18 protein-coding genes, 1 tRNA gene and 1 pseudogene are annotated in these 13,703 nt (G+C 67.5%); 11 read left to right on the plus strand and 9 right to left on the minus strand.

Features of this window, described 5'->3' with window-relative positions; genetic code table 11:
- A pseudogene (gene istB, locus BMX29_RS16715) lies at window positions 1-192 on the plus strand (IS21-like element ISPkr1 family helper ATPase IstB); the annotation flags it as partial.
- A gap of 84 nt (window positions 193-276) precedes the next feature.
- Here istB and BMX29_RS16720 read toward each other — a convergent pair.
- Window positions 277-1,308: a plasmid recombination protein gene (locus BMX29_RS16720; protein ID WP_092815109.1), complete on the minus strand. Its 1,032-nt coding sequence runs from the start codon at window positions 1,306-1,308 to the stop codon at window positions 277-279.
- 522 nt (window positions 1,309-1,830) lie between these two features.
- On the opposite strand from BMX29_RS16720, the gene BMX29_RS16725 reads away from it, so the two are divergent.
- From BMX29_RS16725 to BMX29_RS16735, 3 genes are all read left to right on the plus strand, one after another.
- The gene (locus BMX29_RS16725) at window positions 1,831-2,211 is read left to right on the plus strand and encodes a hypothetical protein (protein ID WP_092815112.1); all 381 of its coding nucleotides are present in this window, start codon (window positions 1,831-1,833) and stop codon (window positions 2,209-2,211) included.
- 145 nt (window positions 2,212-2,356) lie between these two features.
- Window positions 2,357-2,731 (plus strand): hypothetical protein, encoded by a 375-nt coding sequence (locus BMX29_RS16730; protein WP_092815115.1) that lies wholly within the window; start codon window positions 2,357-2,359, stop codon window positions 2,729-2,731.
- 295 nt (window positions 2,732-3,026) lie between these two features.
- Window positions 3,027-3,389, plus strand: a complete 363-nt coding sequence (locus BMX29_RS16735; RefSeq protein WP_092815118.1) for a hypothetical protein — start codon at window positions 3,027-3,029, stop codon at window positions 3,387-3,389.
- Window positions 3,390-3,510: 121 nt separating this feature from the next.
- Here the strand turns inward: BMX29_RS16735 and BMX29_RS16740 are convergent.
- Window positions 3,511-3,595, minus strand: a tRNA-Leu gene (locus BMX29_RS16740).
- A gap of 161 nt (window positions 3,596-3,756) precedes the next feature.
- On the opposite strand from BMX29_RS16740, the gene BMX29_RS16745 reads away from it, so the two are divergent.
- Window positions 3,757-4,746 (plus strand): complex I NDUFA9 subunit family protein, encoded by a 990-nt coding sequence (locus BMX29_RS16745; RefSeq protein WP_043844369.1) that lies wholly within the window; start codon window positions 3,757-3,759, stop codon window positions 4,744-4,746.
- A gap of 217 nt (window positions 4,747-4,963) precedes the next feature.
- Here the strand turns inward: BMX29_RS16745 and BMX29_RS16750 are convergent, their stop codons facing one another.
- Window positions 4,964-5,221 (minus strand): DUF6455 family protein, encoded by a 258-nt coding sequence (locus BMX29_RS16750; RefSeq protein WP_092815121.1) that lies wholly within the window; start codon window positions 5,219-5,221, stop codon window positions 4,964-4,966.
- A gap of 104 nt (window positions 5,222-5,325) precedes the next feature.
- Entirely contained in the window at window positions 5,326-6,090 is a 765-nt protein-coding gene (locus BMX29_RS16755; protein ID WP_092815124.1) for a M48 family metallopeptidase, read from the minus strand.
- Between the two features lie 113 nt (window positions 6,091-6,203).
- Between BMX29_RS16755 and BMX29_RS16760 the strand changes: the two genes are divergently transcribed.
- A complete protein-coding gene (locus tag BMX29_RS16760) occupies window positions 6,204-6,590 on the plus strand; it encodes a thiol-disulfide oxidoreductase DCC family protein (protein ID WP_092815127.1) in 387 nt (128 codons plus the stop codon).
- Window positions 6,591-6,599: 9 nt separating this feature from the next.
- Window positions 6,600-6,830, plus strand: coding sequence for a hypothetical protein (locus tag BMX29_RS16765; RefSeq protein WP_043844376.1), 231 nt, complete (start codon window positions 6,600-6,602; stop codon window positions 6,828-6,830).
- 39 nt (window positions 6,831-6,869) lie between these two features.
- On the opposite strand, the gene BMX29_RS16770 is transcribed toward BMX29_RS16765, so the two are convergent.
- A complete protein-coding gene (locus BMX29_RS16770; RefSeq protein ID WP_092815237.1) occupies window positions 6,870-7,130 on the minus strand; it encodes a DUF167 domain-containing protein in 261 nt (86 codons plus the stop codon).
- Window positions 7,131-7,243: 113 nt separating this feature from the next.
- Here BMX29_RS16770 and BMX29_RS16775 point away from each other — a divergent pair, with 113 nt between their 5' ends.
- Together BMX29_RS16775 and BMX29_RS16780 are read left to right on the plus strand one after the other, a co-directional pair.
- Window positions 7,244-7,822, plus strand: coding sequence for a nitroreductase family protein (locus BMX29_RS16775; protein WP_092815130.1), 579 nt, complete (start codon window positions 7,244-7,246; stop codon window positions 7,820-7,822).
- Window positions 7,819-8,523, plus strand: coding sequence for an EI24 domain-containing protein (locus BMX29_RS16780; RefSeq protein ID WP_092815133.1), 705 nt, complete (start codon window positions 7,819-7,821; stop codon window positions 8,521-8,523). The genes BMX29_RS16775 and BMX29_RS16780 overlap by 4 nt, the downstream gene beginning before the upstream one ends.
- Here the strand turns inward: BMX29_RS16780 and BMX29_RS16785 are convergent.
- On the minus strand, window positions 8,477-8,773 hold the full coding sequence (locus BMX29_RS16785) for a DUF1467 family protein (protein WP_092815136.1): 297 nt from the start codon (window positions 8,771-8,773) through the stop codon (window positions 8,477-8,479). The genes BMX29_RS16780 and BMX29_RS16785 overlap by 47 nt on opposite strands.
- On the minus strand, window positions 8,773-9,177 hold the full coding sequence (mce, locus tag BMX29_RS16790; RefSeq protein WP_043844383.1) for a methylmalonyl-CoA epimerase: 405 nt from the start codon (window positions 9,175-9,177) through the stop codon (window positions 8,773-8,775). The genes BMX29_RS16785 and mce overlap by 1 nt, the downstream gene beginning before the upstream one ends.
- A 147-nt stretch (window positions 9,178-9,324) precedes the next feature.
- On the opposite strand from mce, the gene BMX29_RS16795 reads away from it, so the two are divergent.
- A complete protein-coding gene (locus BMX29_RS16795) occupies window positions 9,325-10,023 on the plus strand; it encodes a response regulator (protein ID WP_092815139.1) in 699 nt (232 codons plus the stop codon).
- Window positions 10,024-10,304: 281 nt separating this feature from the next.
- Window positions 10,305-10,937, plus strand: a complete 633-nt coding sequence (locus BMX29_RS16800; protein WP_043844388.1) for an MT-A70 family methyltransferase — start codon at window positions 10,305-10,307, stop codon at window positions 10,935-10,937.
- A 69-nt stretch (window positions 10,938-11,006) separates the two neighbouring features.
- Here BMX29_RS16800 and BMX29_RS16805 read toward each other — a convergent pair whose 3' ends face one another.
- Window positions 11,007-11,786 (minus strand): BglII/BstYI family type II restriction endonuclease, encoded by a 780-nt coding sequence (locus BMX29_RS16805; RefSeq protein WP_092815142.1) that lies wholly within the window; start codon window positions 11,784-11,786, stop codon window positions 11,007-11,009.
- Window positions 11,786-13,561, minus strand: coding sequence for an aspartate--tRNA ligase (aspS, locus tag BMX29_RS16810; protein WP_043844390.1), 1,776 nt, complete (start codon window positions 13,559-13,561; stop codon window positions 11,786-11,788). Before aspS ends, BMX29_RS16805 begins: the two co-directional genes overlap by 1 nt.
- Between the last annotated feature and the right edge of the window lie 142 nt (window positions 13,562-13,703).

A 13,703-nucleotide genomic window follows, 5' to 3' on the forward strand; every position in this document is an offset into this window, starting at 1 on the left:
CTGCTCTTCCACCTGATCAGCCGCCTCTACGAGCGCACGTCAATCCTGGTGACCACGAACCTCGACTTCGGCGAATGGCCGAGCGTCTTCGGCGATGCCAAGATGACCACCGCACTCCTCGACCGGCTCACCCACCACTGCGACATCGTCGAGACCGGCAACGAGAGCTGGCGCTTCAAGACACGAGCCTGAGCCCCAAATAATCGCTGGCCCGATCCGGCTGCGCTGTATGACGGCTACACCGCATCGGGCCAGCTTCCCGTGCTCCCAAAGGGGTCAGTTTTGGACGCCGATAAGGGGTCCCGATTGGGCGCCGATTGACACCTCCAATGCATTGCGCAGGGCGAGAGCATCTGCTTGCGCGGCTGCTGCTCGAGCAACCTTTTCCTCGGCAGCGGCTTCGCGCTCCTCCATGTTGGTCTGGCGATTGTCGAGATCGCTCTCGCGCGCATCCTGTTCGTCCTGCCGCCGCTCCTGCGCACCCTCCCAGGCTTCGAGATCGGACAGCCGCGTTTCGCGGGATGCGATGTCGGCGGCCAATGCCTTGGCGCGTCCATACTCTTTCCGGGTCCAGCGATGCCGGCCAGGGCCGTAGCGAAGCAGGCCGGATGTGGCGAACACCTCTCCGTGCAGCTCGTCCTGCCACGCTCGCATGGCGTCGCAATACGCCGCGTTGGCTTTCTTGCCCCGCGCCTTCGACTTCGGGCCGGCCGACATGTTGACTGCCGCTTTCGCCGCTCGGCCCGGATGCAGGTGATCGACACGACCTCTGACCGGGTCGATGGCGAAGACATGAAGGTGAAGGTGCTCTTCGTCCCAGTGAACCACGCCGGCAAGCACACGTCCCCCAACCTTGCCGATCCGGTCGCACTCCCAATCGAGGGCTTGCTCCAGCACGTCCAGGGACGATTGCCGGAGATCGGGATCCGCCAGGGCGGCTTCAGTTTTTACCGGCAACGAAAAGACGCTTGCGTAAAGCGACGCCGCATCGACACGGAGCTTGCGGGTGCGCGGGGCGCGCTTCTTGCCTCGCGCACCGCCTATGTAGGACTCCTCGACCTGAGATGCGTCCTGCTGCATCTGGCGCATGTCCCCGAACGAGCTTGCGGCGCGCGGCAGGATTTGCGGACCCGGGCGGCCGGGAATGACGTGCGCCGACGCACTCGCGATACGCTCTGCCTCGTCGAGGATTTCCTGCGCGCTCCATTTGCGCTCCCCGTTCTTCTTTTTCGCGTGCGGCTCCGGCCCATTTCCGTTCGATGGCTTGGCCGACCAAAGCTCCATATGCGCAAACTGATATCCCGACATGCCCGCTTCCCCTTCTTGTGCTCAATCGCTGGGTGAAGCGGAATTAGGACTCCGGGGCGGGGGACCCGAAACGGTCGTACGAGAGCGCCTGCGGCGCCAGGTTCGTACACATAGGGACCGACTATGTGTAGTTCCGCAGCGCTGCGCTCGCTTCATACACGCCGCCGGCCAAAGGGGCGTTGCACCCCCTCTGGACACCCCCGGAGGGAGGGCGCTCGCCGCCCCTCCCTGTGACCCTCTCCGGCGCCTCCGGCGGGCAAGGGGGCATCGCTCGCCGCTCCCCCCTCTGCACACCCCCCTGGCGTCTCCGACGGGCCTCTCGGGAGGTCGTTCCGCACTCCTCCCGCCGGCAGCCCCCTCCTGCTCCCGCCCCGCGCGGCCAGGAAAGGGTGCCCCTCTCCTGGACCTCTCCCATCGATACCGCGGCCGAACGAACGAACTGGGAACCATGGGTGACTCACGCGGCCGCGGCCTCCCATCGGTCCGGCTCTCTCTGCGAAGCCGGACCGATGGGAGGCCGCAATGGATGACGACGAAATACTACTCGGCGAGATGGATCGCATGAGCCGCGATCTGGCGATCGCGGCTGACTGGTGCCGGATGAGGCATCCGAACGCGCCCCCGTACCCGTGGCTGGCCGTTGCGTATCTCCGGGACGACGGCGAAATATTACTCCTCGTCGGGGCTATGTCAGCAATCGCGGATTGTGACCTGCCGACAATACGCACCGACGCGCAATGGGCACTCGAGACCCTCGGCTATATCGCACGACCTTACCTTGTCTTTGGGCCGCGCATGGGCGTTACGGTCACGCCGGGCGGGGGCTCGGCTCACGAGCGTGCGGCGGGCCTGGCGCGCCTGCTGAAAGCAAGTCTGGCTGAACACCGCTCGGAACATCGGTAGCGATGCCAACGCATTTCCGGCCGCATCCGCATCCCGGACGATCACAGGCGTGGGTCATGATGCCATCGAACTATCTCGGGGCCATCGCCGGCATCCTATTCCGTGCGGCCCTCCTGGCGAGGCCGCACGGAATAGGAGCCAGACGATGATGGACATGGATGACCCGCGACTGGACGCGTATATCGCGCGGGATCTCGGCAAGGCGTTGGTTTGGTGCCGCTTCGTGTTTCGCGGTTCGCCTGATCTCATGATCGTCGGCTACGCAGGTATCTGCATTTGCGGTGATCTCTCCATGCGAGCGAGCCTCAGCTCCGCCAAGGCGCAGGACGAGCGCGGTGCGCAAATCGTGACCGCGCAACAAGTCCTCGACGTACTCGGATACGGGCCGTGCGCCGACCACGATGGCGGAAAGCACCGAGGATTGGTGCGTATCAAACCTTTCCGGTTCTCTGCTCATGCCGAGATCCGGGTTATCACGGAAATCCGTTCCCTTCTGACTCCGCAGCAAGAGCCTCGCTGACGGCGTTGCGCAGGGCATTCGGATAGCCCAAGGTGCTGCTGTCGAGGTCGGCCTATTAGGGGAGGCCGACGTCGAGAGCAGCACCGCCCGGCCGAAGGGTTCGATCTCTGTCGACTCTTAGGAATAGGAGGCGAGATGCACATGCGGCCCGGAACAGCCGCGCATTTCGCTCGACAGGCGAAGATACGTCTTCGCCCGCCCGTCGCCGCCACCCCTCCTGGGCGGCGACGCCTTGAACGAGACCGGCAATTCTCGAGGACGACGTGTCATCGACCGGATCTCGGGAGATCCCCGAATGGGACAAAAGCAGACGATCTTCGTCAACCCGACCAACGGGACCCCAAGCTTCGCGGCAGAAAGTCTAACCAAGAGCTTTCTCTCGCGCCACGGCGCGGGCCTCGACGACCTTCTGCGACGCTTCAATGGCGTCTCCGGCCCCGAGTTCCGGGCGGCGATCGAGCGGGCCTACGGACCCGGACAGACGACGCCGGAACTGGCGATCGCTCTCGATGAAGCCGCGGACACGCTGCTCAGCCTGCTCGGTGAGCCCGTTATCGCCCTCGAAGTGGACAATGGCCGCCGCTTGGAGGTCGACGCCGGACTGCGCTGGTACGCCGCGCGCATGACCGATCTCGCGAAGGCCGCGCGGTCGATGTGATCGAGGCGGCTACCCGCGCGTCTCGTGACGTCTCCGTGGGGCAACTTGTGGGGCAGTTTTCGGAAGAAAAACGCCAGCAACTTCAGAAATTCAAGCATACTTGGATTTTTGGGGTTGCAAATGGTGCCCAGGAGAGGACTCGAACCTCCACGCCTTGCGGCACAGGTACCTGAAACCTGCGCGTCTACCAATTCCGCCACCTGGGCACGGGAGCGTGACGGGGCGTTTATGCCCGGAGCCGGGTGGTGTCAACGGCGATTCCGCAGGTTTTTCGACCCGGTTCTCCGCGATGCCCGGTCGCTTGCCGAACGGGGTCGCGGGGGCTAGACAGTCACGCAACGCACCCCCGCGCGAGGAGAGCGACATCATGCCCAAGGCCAAGCTCGTCACGATATTCGGCGGCTCCGGATTCGTCGGCCGCTACATCGCCCGCCGCATGGCGCAGGAGGGCTGGCGCGTGCGCGTGGCGGTTCGGCGCCCGAACGACGCGATCTACGTGCGTCCCTACGGCGTTGTCGGCCAGGTGGAGCCGGTCTTCTGCAATATTCGCGACGACGACAGCGTTCGCGACGTGCTGCGCGGGGCGGATGCCGCGGTGAACTGCGTGGGCGTTCTGGCGGAGACGGGCAAGAACACCTTCGAGGCCGTGCAGCAGGAGGGGGCCGCAAGGGTCGCGCGCATTGCCGCCGAGCTGGAAACGCCGCGGTTGATCCAAATCTCGGCGATTGGCGCGGACGCCGACTCGGACAGCGCCTACGCACGCACCAAGGCCGCGGGCGAGAAGGCGATCCTTGACGCATACCCGCAGGCGATCATCCTGCGACCGTCGATCATCTTCGGTCCCGAGGACGAATTCTTCAACCGCTTCGGCAAGATGGCCCGAATGGGACCGGTCCTGCCGGTCGTCGGCGCCTCGACCCGCTTCCAGCCGGTCTATGTGGACGACGTCGCGCAGGCGGCGGTGAAGGGCGTGCTCGGGCAGGCCGCGCCGGGGATCTACGAGCTGGGCGGGCCGGACGTGAACACGTTCCGCGAGCTCATGGTCTACATGCTGTCGGTGATCCGTCGGCGCTGCCTGATCGTGAACGTGCCGTTCTGGGCCGCCTCGATCATGGGGCGCGGGTTCGACCTGCTGCAGAAGCTCAGCTTCGACATGATCGATCCGGCAATCACCCGCGATCAGGTGGCGAACCTGCGCCGGGACAACGTGGTGGGCGACGGGGTCAAGACCTTCGCCGATCTCGGGATCGAGCCGACCTCGCTCGAGGCCGTGGTGCCAGAGTACCTGTGGCGCTTCCGCCCGTCGGGTCAGTATTCCGACATCAAGCAGTCGGCGCAGAACCTGCCGGGCAACTGAAACCGGCGCGCCGGCGCGGCGCGCGCCGGCCGCAGGTCAGCTGCGCCCGAGCAGAGCCCGATGCCGTGCAGGTTCCGGCAGCGGTCCTGAACGCTCTTCCGGCTTTCGCGGCATGGCGTTTTCCTGCCTGCCGGATGCGCCTTGCCCGGCCCGCCTCGCTCGGTCGGCCTTGGAAGCGCCGAGCGGTGCGGGGCGGTCGCCGCTCGTCGACGCGCCCTCAGCCCTTGGTCAGCCGCTCGAACAGCTCCGCGTTGCGGCAGAAGGAGGGTGTGGCGGGCTGCGGTGCCGTCGTCTCCGCCAGCCAGTGCGTGCACGCATCCGGCGCGCTGCAGCCGGCGCAGGCGAGCACCGCGTCGTCGATCTCTCCGATCCGGACCTCGCCCCGCAGGGCGGCCTTCTCGAGGTCCACTCCGCGCGCGGTTGCCATGCGGTCCACCAGGTCCGCGTGGCGTTTGAGGGTGTCGCGTCCGAGCATGTCGCCGTCTCCCGATCTCTGCGTTCGGGAACCAGCGTGGCAGACATCACCGCGGATCGCCTTGATGCAGGTCAATGCGCCGGCGGACCGCGGCCGGATGTGACTCAGAGCCGGGCTGCGGTCCGGCGCACCACGTCGATCCGTGCGGCGTTGGGCGGATGCGAGCCGAGGAAGCGATTGCCGGGATCGGGGATGCGGGTGAAGAACTCGGCCCCCCGGATCGGGTTGAACCCGGCCCGCGACGTGATGACCGTGCCCAGCTGGTCCGCCTCCAGCTCGAAATCCTTGGAGTAGCTGCGCGCGCCCACGGTCGCCCCGAACTCCTCGGCCGAGCGCACGGCTTCGGCGCTGGCGCCGGTCATCGCGGCGAGGCCCGAGAAGACCACCGCGCCCACGGCGGCGTTCTGCTGCGTGCGCTGCAGGTGTCCGAGGATGTGGTGCGAGGCCTCGTGCCCCATGACGAAGGCCAACTCGTCGGCATTCTCCACGGTGGCGATGAGCGCGAGGTTGAACGCCAGCACCGGTCGGCCCGCGCGATCCACCGTCTGGAAGGCGTTGGGCAGCTGTCCGGGGCGGTCGTCGACCACGATGATGAAGTTGCAGTTGGCGTTCGGCGCCACGCGCCGGCATTCCGATTCCGCCACCGGCTCCACGGTGTTGGTCACCTGCACGAAGGTCCGGGCGGCACGCTCGGCCCGGCCCTTGAGCTGGCCATCCTCGGTCAGAAGCTCTCCGCCAGGGCGCGTTGTCGGGACGCCCCCACCACCCGGCGAGGGTCGCGCGGTGCCTCCACCGGTCGTGGTCGACACGTCGATGGGCGCGCAGGCGGCCGAGAGAAGGGTCAGGGTGAGAATGGCGATCCAGCGCATGAAGGCTCCGGTCGAAAAAGGGTGTAGCCCATGATTAGGCGGGGCGCAGGGCAGGGGCCAACCCTTTTTCCCCTTGGCTTGGCGGCAGCCCGCTCACCTCTACGTCATCTCGCATGAGCGACGATCTGACGGTCATCTACAACGACACCTGCCCGATCTGCGCCCGCGAGGTCCGGGGCTACAAGCGCATGACCCGGGCGCAGGACCTCGATATCGCCTATCGTGGCCTCTCGGAGGGCGAGCTCGACCGGTTCGGTCTGACACGGCGCGAGGCCGCGCGGCGGTTCCACGTGATGAAGGATGGCGAGGTCCACGACGGCGTGGCCGCCTTCGCGCTGGTGTGGGAACGGATTCCGCGGCTGCGCTGGCTCGCTCGGGCGGTCCGGTTGCCGGTGGTGCGGCCGGTCGCGGAGGTGCTCTACGACCACGTGGCGGCCCCGGCGCTCTTTGCGCTGCACCGGCGGCGCGAGAGGCTAGGCAAGGCGGTGCGGCGGGGCTAGGCTGATCCCATGTTCAGCATCGAGCACGAATTCGACTCCACCGTCGTGACCCTCGTGGACGAGGGCGCCTCGCATCTTCAGGAAGACGTCATCGTCAACAGCTTCGAGGAGTGCATCACCGTCGAGCAGTACGATCCCCGCACGGATTCAATGCAGCGGATCACCCTCTCGATCACACAGATGCGCGACCTCGCCGCCGCGATCCAGCTGCCGGAAGGGGTCTACACCCGGAAGAAGTAGGGCCAGGCATCCACCTACGATACGAGCCTGCCCTTGCGCCTAGTCCTCAACCCGGAATGCCTTGTCCCGTGACGTGCTCCCCGACACGAGCGTCAGCCGCGACTTGGCGATGCCGAGAGCCCGGGCCAGTGCTTCGGTGACCGCGCGGTTGGCCTTGACGTCCTCGGGCGGCGCGGTCACGCGTACCTTCAGGCTGCCGTCCTCTTGCAGATCGACCGAGGTTCGGCCGGCGCGCGGCGTGACGCGGAGGCGCAGCACCGCGCCCGGCGTGGCGAGGTGGGACAGCGCAGCGCGGGACATGCCGCCGGAATAGCGCGCACGCGCACAGGCGGCCAGCACCGGGACGCCTTATTTCAGCATTGAAACGCCCGGTGCGACGGATGACATAGGGGCGACACGCCACGGAGACTGCCATGCCGCCCCGGAACGACGCCGCGCTCGACTTCCTTCTGACCCGCCGCTCGCGCCCGGCCAAACTGCTGGAAGCGCCGGCGCCGGATGATGACCAGCTGCGCGAGATTCTGACCGCGGCGGCCCGCAGTCCCGATCACGGCAAGCTAGAGCCCTGGCGCTTCGTCGTGCTGCGCGGCGCAGCGCTGCCGCGTCTCGCCGAGGCGGCCGCGGAACGCGCCGCGGCGCTCGACCTCGACCCCGAGCAAGGCATCAAGGCGCGCGCGCAGTTCGCCGACAGCCCGCTCTGCGTCGCGGTGGTGGAAGTGCAGCGCGAATCGGCCAAGATCCCGCCGATCGAGCAGACATACTCGGCCGGTGCCGTATGTCTCGCGTTGCTGAATGCCGCCCTCGCGGCGGGCTGGGGTGCGAACTGGCTGACCGGCTGGGCGGCGCATGACCGCGGCTTCGTGGCCGGCTATCTCGGGCTCGAGGCCAACGAGCGGATTGCCGGGTTCATCCACATCGGGACCGAGCGCAGCGCGCCGCCCGACCGCCCGCGCCCCGACATCGACGCCATCACCGAGTGGATCGAGGCGTGATCCTCACGTCCTTCCTGAAGGCGGTCGGTCAGCTCGGTGACGACCGGCGCTTTCGCCGGGTGCTGTGGCTCGGCCTCGCCCTGACGGTGGCGCTGCTCTTCGTGTTCTACGCCGGGTTCCTGTGGCTGGTCGCGTGGGCCTCGCCCGAGCAGCTGACCCTGCCGCTGGTGGGCGAGGTGCGCTGGATCGACGACCTGCTCGGCGCCGGGTCGATCCTGCTGATGCTGGTTCTGTCGGTGTTCCTGATGGTGCCGGTGGCCTCGGCGATCACCTCGATGTTCCTCGAGGAAGTCGCGCAGGCGGTCGAGGACCGGCACTACCCGGCCCTGCCGCCCGCCAAGAAGATCCCGTTCTTCGATCAGGTGCGCGACACGCTCGGCTTCATGGCCGTCCTGATCGGCGCGAACCTCGCGGCCTTCGTTCTCTACGTGCTGGTCACGCCGCTCGCGCCGCTGATCTTCTGGGCGATGAACGGCTACCTTCTCGGACGCGAATATTTCACGCTGGCTGCAATGCGCCGGGTCGGTCGCGAGCAGGCCATCCTCATGCGGCGGCGTCACGGCGCGACGATCTGGATCGCGGGCACGCTCATGGCGTTGCCGCTATCGGTTCCGCTGGTGAACCTGCTGATCCCGATCCTCGGCGCGGCGACGTTCACCCACCTGTTTCACTCCCTGCAGGCGCGGGCCCCATCCGGTTGAACATGTCGATGTCGCGCACGTCGATGACGCCCGACAGGATGACCCCCGCCACGATCGCCCAGACGACGAAAGTGACGCCCGTGGTGATCCACGCCTTGCGGCCGAGATTGTGCACCTCGGGTGACGCAGAGTGCGTCCCGTGCACCACCCGGCCCACGTCGCCCTGGGTCTGCAGCCGGATCGGGATGACGATCAGGAAGATCAGGAACCAGAACACGGCGAAGAGAACGATGGCCGAGGCGATGGACATCAGACTTCCTCCAGTTCCACGAGGCAGCCGTTGAAGTCCTTGGGGTGCAGGAACAGCACCGGTTTGCCGTGCGCGCCGATCTTGGGATCGCCCGAACCCAGCACCCGCGCGCCCTGCTCCTTGAGCCGGTCGCGCGCGGCGAGGATGTCATCGACCTCGTAGCAGATGTGGTGGATGCCGCCGGCGGGGTTCTTCTCGAGGAAGCCGCGGATCGGGCTCTCGTCACCGAGCGGGTAGAGGAGCTCGATCTTGGTGTTGGGCAACTCGATGAACACCACGGTGACGCCGTGGTCGGGCTCGTCCTGCGGGGCGCCGACCGAGGCGCCCAGCGTGTCGCGGTATTGCGCCGCGGCGGCGTCGAGGTCCGGCACCGCGATGGCGACGTGGTTGAGACGGCCGATCATGGCATCCTCCTGTATCTCGGTGCACCCGATATGCCCGCCGCCGCGCCGCCCCGCAAGGCGCCCGGCCTGCGGCCATTAACCGCCCGTTAGGTGCGCGCGCGCAGACTCCGAGTCGGTTCGGCGAAGGATCGCACGACGGAGGACAGAATGGACGACCACGACACCGGCTACGGCCTCATGCGCCCCACCGCGGCACGCCCCTTGCTGGGCCTGACCGTCCTCATGGTCGAGGACAGCCGCTATGCCTGCGACGTCCTGCGGCTCATGTGCATCCGCTCTGGCGCGCGAATCCGGCGCGCGGACTGCCTGCGCTCGGCGCGCCGCCACCTCGAGGTCTACCGCCCCTCGGCCGCGCTGATCGACATGGGGCTTCCCGATGGCTCGGGGGCCGAACTGCTGGAGGACATGGCCCGGTCGATGCCCCGCGTCCCGGTGCTGCTGGGGATGTCCGGCGACGCGTTCGCCGAGCCGGTGGCGCTGGCAGCCGGTGCCGACGGGTTCCTCGCCAAGCCGTTCGCCGGGCTCTCCGCGTTCCAGTCCGCGATCCTGCGCCACCTGCCGCCGGAATGGCAGCCCGCGGGTGCCCGGATCGTCGACAAAGCCGAAATGCGCGCGGACCCGGTCGCCTTTCGCGACGACATGGCGCACGCGGCCGCGGTGTTGTCGGGCGCGGGCGACGAGGCCACGACCACATACGTGGCGCGCTTCGTTGCAGGCGTGGCCCGCAGCGCCGGCGACGATCCCGTCGTCCGCGCCGCCGAGGCGCTGCTCGGAGGTCAGGCCGGCGCGCGGGGCCACCTCTCCGCGCTGCTGTCCGACCGCGTTCTCGACCGGGAGGCGGTCTGACGCGGGGTACGAGAGAGGCCCAGGGACCAGAAGGCGAGGTCGGAGCAACCGCCCGCTCAGCGCTTCCGGGCCACCACGCTCTTCGCCTTGGCGAAATATCCAGAGAGCGCGAGGGCAGAGCCCTCGCTCCCATCCCTGCCGCGTGGCAGCCCCCGTCTATCCGAGGGTATTCGAGGCAGCGCCCGGCATCCTGCGCCACAGGTTGCCGGAGCGGCGCCGGCAGGTTACGTTCCGCAGACGTTCCCGTGACATCTCCCCGGCAATCACGCAGTATATCGAGCATGACAGGCGACGCCGCACACGATCTTGCAGACTTTCTCGCCGGCGACCGCTTCGGCTGCGTGATGGCCGATCCGCCGTGGCGGTTCGTCAACCGTACCGGAAAGGTCGCGCCTGAGCACAAGCGCCTGGCGCGCTATCCGACCATGACACTCGACGAGATCTGCGCGTTGCCGGTGGCCGATCACCTGGCCGACACCGCGCATTGTTACCTCTGGGTGCCGAACGCGCTCTTGCCCGAGGGGCTGGCGGTGCTGAACGCCTGGGGCTTCACGTACAAGTCGAACATCGTCTGGCACAAGGTGCGCAAGGACGGCGGCTCGGACGGGCGCGGGGTGGGATTCTACTTCCGCAACGTGACCGAGCTTCTGCTCTTCGGCACCAAGGGCCGGAACGCACGTACGTTGCCGCCGGGGCGGCGACAGGTGAACATGGTTGAGACCCGCAAGCGCGAGCATTCGCGCAAGCCCGACGAGCAGTACAAGCTGATCGAGAGTTGTTCCTGGGGACCTTACCTCGAACTTTTCGGCCGGGGGGTGCGCGAGGGCTGGACGGTCTGGGGCAACCAGGCGGACGCGGACTACAAGCCGTCCTGGAAGACCTACGCTTACAATTCCGGCGTCGCCGCGGAGTAGAGACGCCTCCCGCGCGGCGAGGGGCCAGCCCCTCTCGCTCCCCGGGATGTTTTCGCCAAGAAGAAGGCTTTAACGCGAGAACAGATCCGGAGCGGGCGATGTCGGCGGAGCGACCGCGGTTTCCGTCAGGAGACTTCCCGGCAGCCCGATCAGCAGCAACGGACAGGGATTGCCAACACCGCGCGAGACGCGGTCCTCGAGCTTGGCCCAGTGGGTCGTGGCGGGGCCGTATTTCGATTGCACGAAAATGCGCGCGAAGGCTTCGGCGAAGGGCAAGCCGCGGGCCACTGCGCGCGCCACGGCCTCGCGCTGCGCACGGGTGCGCACGCCGATGTTGAGGCGGTCGAGGTCGGCCTCGGAGGCCAGTCCCTCGGCGGTCATCCACGCGGTGGTGCGCTCGAGGATGGCGTCCTGCATCGACGAGCCGCGGGTGACGACGATGCCCACCGAGATCGCCGAGAGCGCGTGCAGCCGCTGGAAGTTCTCGAGGTCGCGATCGAAGAACGGGTCCTTGTTGTTCCACTCGATCTCGCAGGCGAGCGTACCGGCCGCGCCCGCGCGCACGTGGTCGACCTCGTGGCTCACCGACTCGCGTTCGATGCCGTCGACCACCGTGCGGACGGAGAAGCCGTGCTTGGCCCAGCCCGCGGCGCTCAGGGTGTGGCGCAGCCGCTGGGTCTGCGCCGCCTCGCCGCCGCCCCGGCCGACGATCTCGGCCAGGGTGATGCGGTGCTCGGACAGCGCCTCGACCAGTTCGGCGGTCTCGGCCGGGAAGTCGTGCGCGAGGATGGCGTCCGCATGGTTGCGGGTCAGGACATCGAAGCCCGCGTCCCGCAGCCTTTGCAGCATCACTCTTCCGGCATGACCCGCAGGCGCAGCTCCATGAGCTGCTCGGGCGCGGGTTCGGAGGGGGCGCCCATCATCAGGTCCTCGGCGCGCTGGTTCATCGGGAACATGATGACCTCGCGGATATTGTCCTCTTCGGCGAGCAGCATGACGATGCGGTCGATGCCCGCCGCGCAGCCGCCGTGCGGCGGGGCGCCGAAGCGGAACGCGTTGACCATGCCGCCGAAACGCTTGCGGACCTCGTCCTCGCCGTAGCCGGCCAGTTCGAAGGCCTTGAACATGATGTCCGGGCGGTGGTTCCGGATCGCGCCCGAGACAAGCTCGTAGCCGTTGCAGGCAAGGTCGTACTGGTAGCCCTTCACCTGCAGCGGGTCGCCGTCGAGGGCCTCGATCCCGCCCTGTGGCATCGAGAACGGGTTGTGGCTGAAGTCGATCTCGCCCGACTCCTCATCGGCCTCGTACATCGGGAAGTCGACGATCCAGGCGAAGGCGAAGCGGTCGGTCTCGGTCAGGCCGAGCTCCTCGCCGATGGTCACGCGCGCCTTTCCGGCGACGCGCTCGAACGAGGAAGGCTTGCCACCGAGGAAGAAGGCTGCATCGCCCACGCCGAGGCCGAGCTGCTGGCGGATCGCCTCGGTGCGCTCGGGGCCGATGTTCTTGGCGAGAGGCCCGGCGGCCTCGGTCTCGCCGTCCTTTTCGCGCCAGAAGATGTAGCCCATCCCGGGCAGGCCTTCCTTCTGGGCAAAGGCGTTCATCCGGTCGCAGAACTTGCGGCTGCCACCCCCGGGGGCCGGGATCGCGCGGATCTCGGTGCCGTCCTGCTCGAGCAGCTTGGCGAAGATCGCGAAGCCGGAACCGCGGAAGTGGTCCGAGACCACCTGCATCTTGATCGGGTTGCGCAGGTCCGGCTTGTCGGTGCCGTACCACAGCGCCGCGTCGGCGTAGGAGATCTGCGGCCACTCGGTATCAACGGTCTTGCCGCCGCCGAATTCCTCGAACACGCCCTGGATCACCGGCTGGATCGTGTCGAACACGTCCTGTTGCTCGACGAAGCTCATCTCCATGTCGAGCTGGTAGAAATCGGTGGGCGAGCGGTCAGCGCGCGGGTCCTCGTCGCGGAAGCACGGCGCGATCTGGAAGTACTTGTCGAAGCCCGACACCATGATCAGCTGCTTGAACTGCTGCGGGGCTTGCGGCAGCGCGTAGAACTTGCCGGGGTGCAGGCGCGAGGGCACGAGGAAGTCGCGCGCGCCCTCGGGGCTGGACGCGGTGATGATCGGCGTCTGGTACTCGCGGAAGCTCTGGTCCCACATGCGCTGGCGGATACCGCGCACCACGTCCGAGCGCAGCGTCATGTTGCGCTGCATCGCCTCGCGGCGGAGGTCGAGGTAGCGATAGCGCAGGCGCGTCTCCTCGGGGTATTCCTGGTCGCCGAAGACAATGAGCGGCAGCTCCTCGGCGGCGCCCAGCACCTCGACGTCGCGGATGTAGACCTCGATCTCGCCGGTGGGCAGCTTGGGGTTTACCAGGCTTTCGCTGCGGGCCTTCACCACGCCGTCGATCTTCACGCACCATTCAGAGCGCAGGCGCTCGACCTGCGAGAAGACCGGGCTGTCGGGATCGCAGAGCACCTGGGTGATGCCGTAATGGTCGCGCAGGTCGACGAAGAGGACGCCGCCGTGGTCGCGAATGCGGTGCACCCATCCGGCGAGGCGTACCTCCTCGCCGACGTTGTCGCGGCGCAGGTCGGCGCAGGTGTGGCTGCGGTAGGCGTGCATGGCGTCCGGCCCCTTGGAAACTGACTGAAATTCAGGCGTGGATACACATGGGGCGGCTTGGGAAGTCAAGCGCGGGCGTCGGCGATTTGTCGCAGGCGTCCTGTCGACCTAGATTTACATCCGAATCCGGCGGGATCGTAAT

The organism is Roseivivax marinus (genome assembly GCF_900109705.1).
GTDB classification, from domain to species: domain Bacteria; phylum Pseudomonadota; class Alphaproteobacteria; order Rhodobacterales; family Rhodobacteraceae; genus Roseivivax; species Roseivivax marinus.

What these genes read in the sequence shown, in the direction of transcription:
- BMX29_RS16720 (WP_092815109.1), bottom strand. Translation starts at nt 1,308, where the DNA reads ATGTCGGGATATCAGTTTGCGCATATGGAGCTTTGGTCGGCCAAGCCA.
- BMX29_RS16725 (WP_092815112.1), top strand. Translation starts at nt 1,831, where the DNA reads ATGGATGACGACGAAATACTACTCGGCGAGATGGATCGCATGAGCCGC.
- BMX29_RS16730 (WP_092815115.1), top strand. Translation starts at nt 2,357, where the DNA reads ATGATGGACATGGATGACCCGCGACTGGACGCGTATATCGCGCGGGAT.
- BMX29_RS16735 (WP_092815118.1), top strand. Translation starts at nt 3,027, where the DNA reads ATGGGACAAAAGCAGACGATCTTCGTCAACCCGACCAACGGGACCCCA.
- BMX29_RS16745 (WP_043844369.1), top strand. Translation starts at nt 3,757, where the DNA reads ATGCCCAAGGCCAAGCTCGTCACGATATTCGGCGGCTCCGGATTCGTC.
- BMX29_RS16750 (WP_092815121.1), bottom strand. Translation starts at nt 5,221, where the DNA reads ATGCTCGGACGCGACACCCTCAAACGCCACGCGGACCTGGTGGACCGC.
- BMX29_RS16755 (WP_092815124.1), bottom strand. Translation starts at nt 6,090, where the DNA reads ATGCGCTGGATCGCCATTCTCACCCTGACCCTTCTCTCGGCCGCCTGC.
- BMX29_RS16760 (WP_092815127.1), top strand. Translation starts at nt 6,204, where the DNA reads ATGAGCGACGATCTGACGGTCATCTACAACGACACCTGCCCGATCTGC.
- BMX29_RS16765 (WP_043844376.1), top strand. Translation starts at nt 6,600, where the DNA reads ATGTTCAGCATCGAGCACGAATTCGACTCCACCGTCGTGACCCTCGTG.
- BMX29_RS16770 (WP_092815237.1), bottom strand. Translation starts at nt 7,130, where the DNA reads ATGTCCCGCGCTGCGCTGTCCCACCTCGCCACGCCGGGCGCGGTGCTG.
- BMX29_RS16775 (WP_092815130.1), top strand. Translation starts at nt 7,244, where the DNA reads ATGCCGCCCCGGAACGACGCCGCGCTCGACTTCCTTCTGACCCGCCGC.
- BMX29_RS16785 (WP_092815136.1), bottom strand. Translation starts at nt 8,773, where the DNA reads ATGTCCATCGCCTCGGCCATCGTTCTCTTCGCCGTGTTCTGGTTCCTG.
- mce (WP_043844383.1), bottom strand. Translation starts at nt 9,177, where the DNA reads ATGATCGGCCGTCTCAACCACGTCGCCATCGCGGTGCCGGACCTCGAC.
- BMX29_RS16795 (WP_092815139.1), top strand. Translation starts at nt 9,325, where the DNA reads ATGGACGACCACGACACCGGCTACGGCCTCATGCGCCCCACCGCGGCA.
- BMX29_RS16800 (WP_043844388.1), top strand. Translation starts at nt 10,305, where the DNA reads ATGACAGGCGACGCCGCACACGATCTTGCAGACTTTCTCGCCGGCGAC.
- BMX29_RS16805 (WP_092815142.1), bottom strand. Translation starts at nt 11,786, where the DNA reads ATGCTGCAAAGGCTGCGGGACGCGGGCTTCGATGTCCTGACCCGCAAC.
- aspS (WP_043844390.1), bottom strand. Translation starts at nt 13,561, where the DNA reads ATGCACGCCTACCGCAGCCACACCTGCGCCGACCTGCGCCGCGACAAC.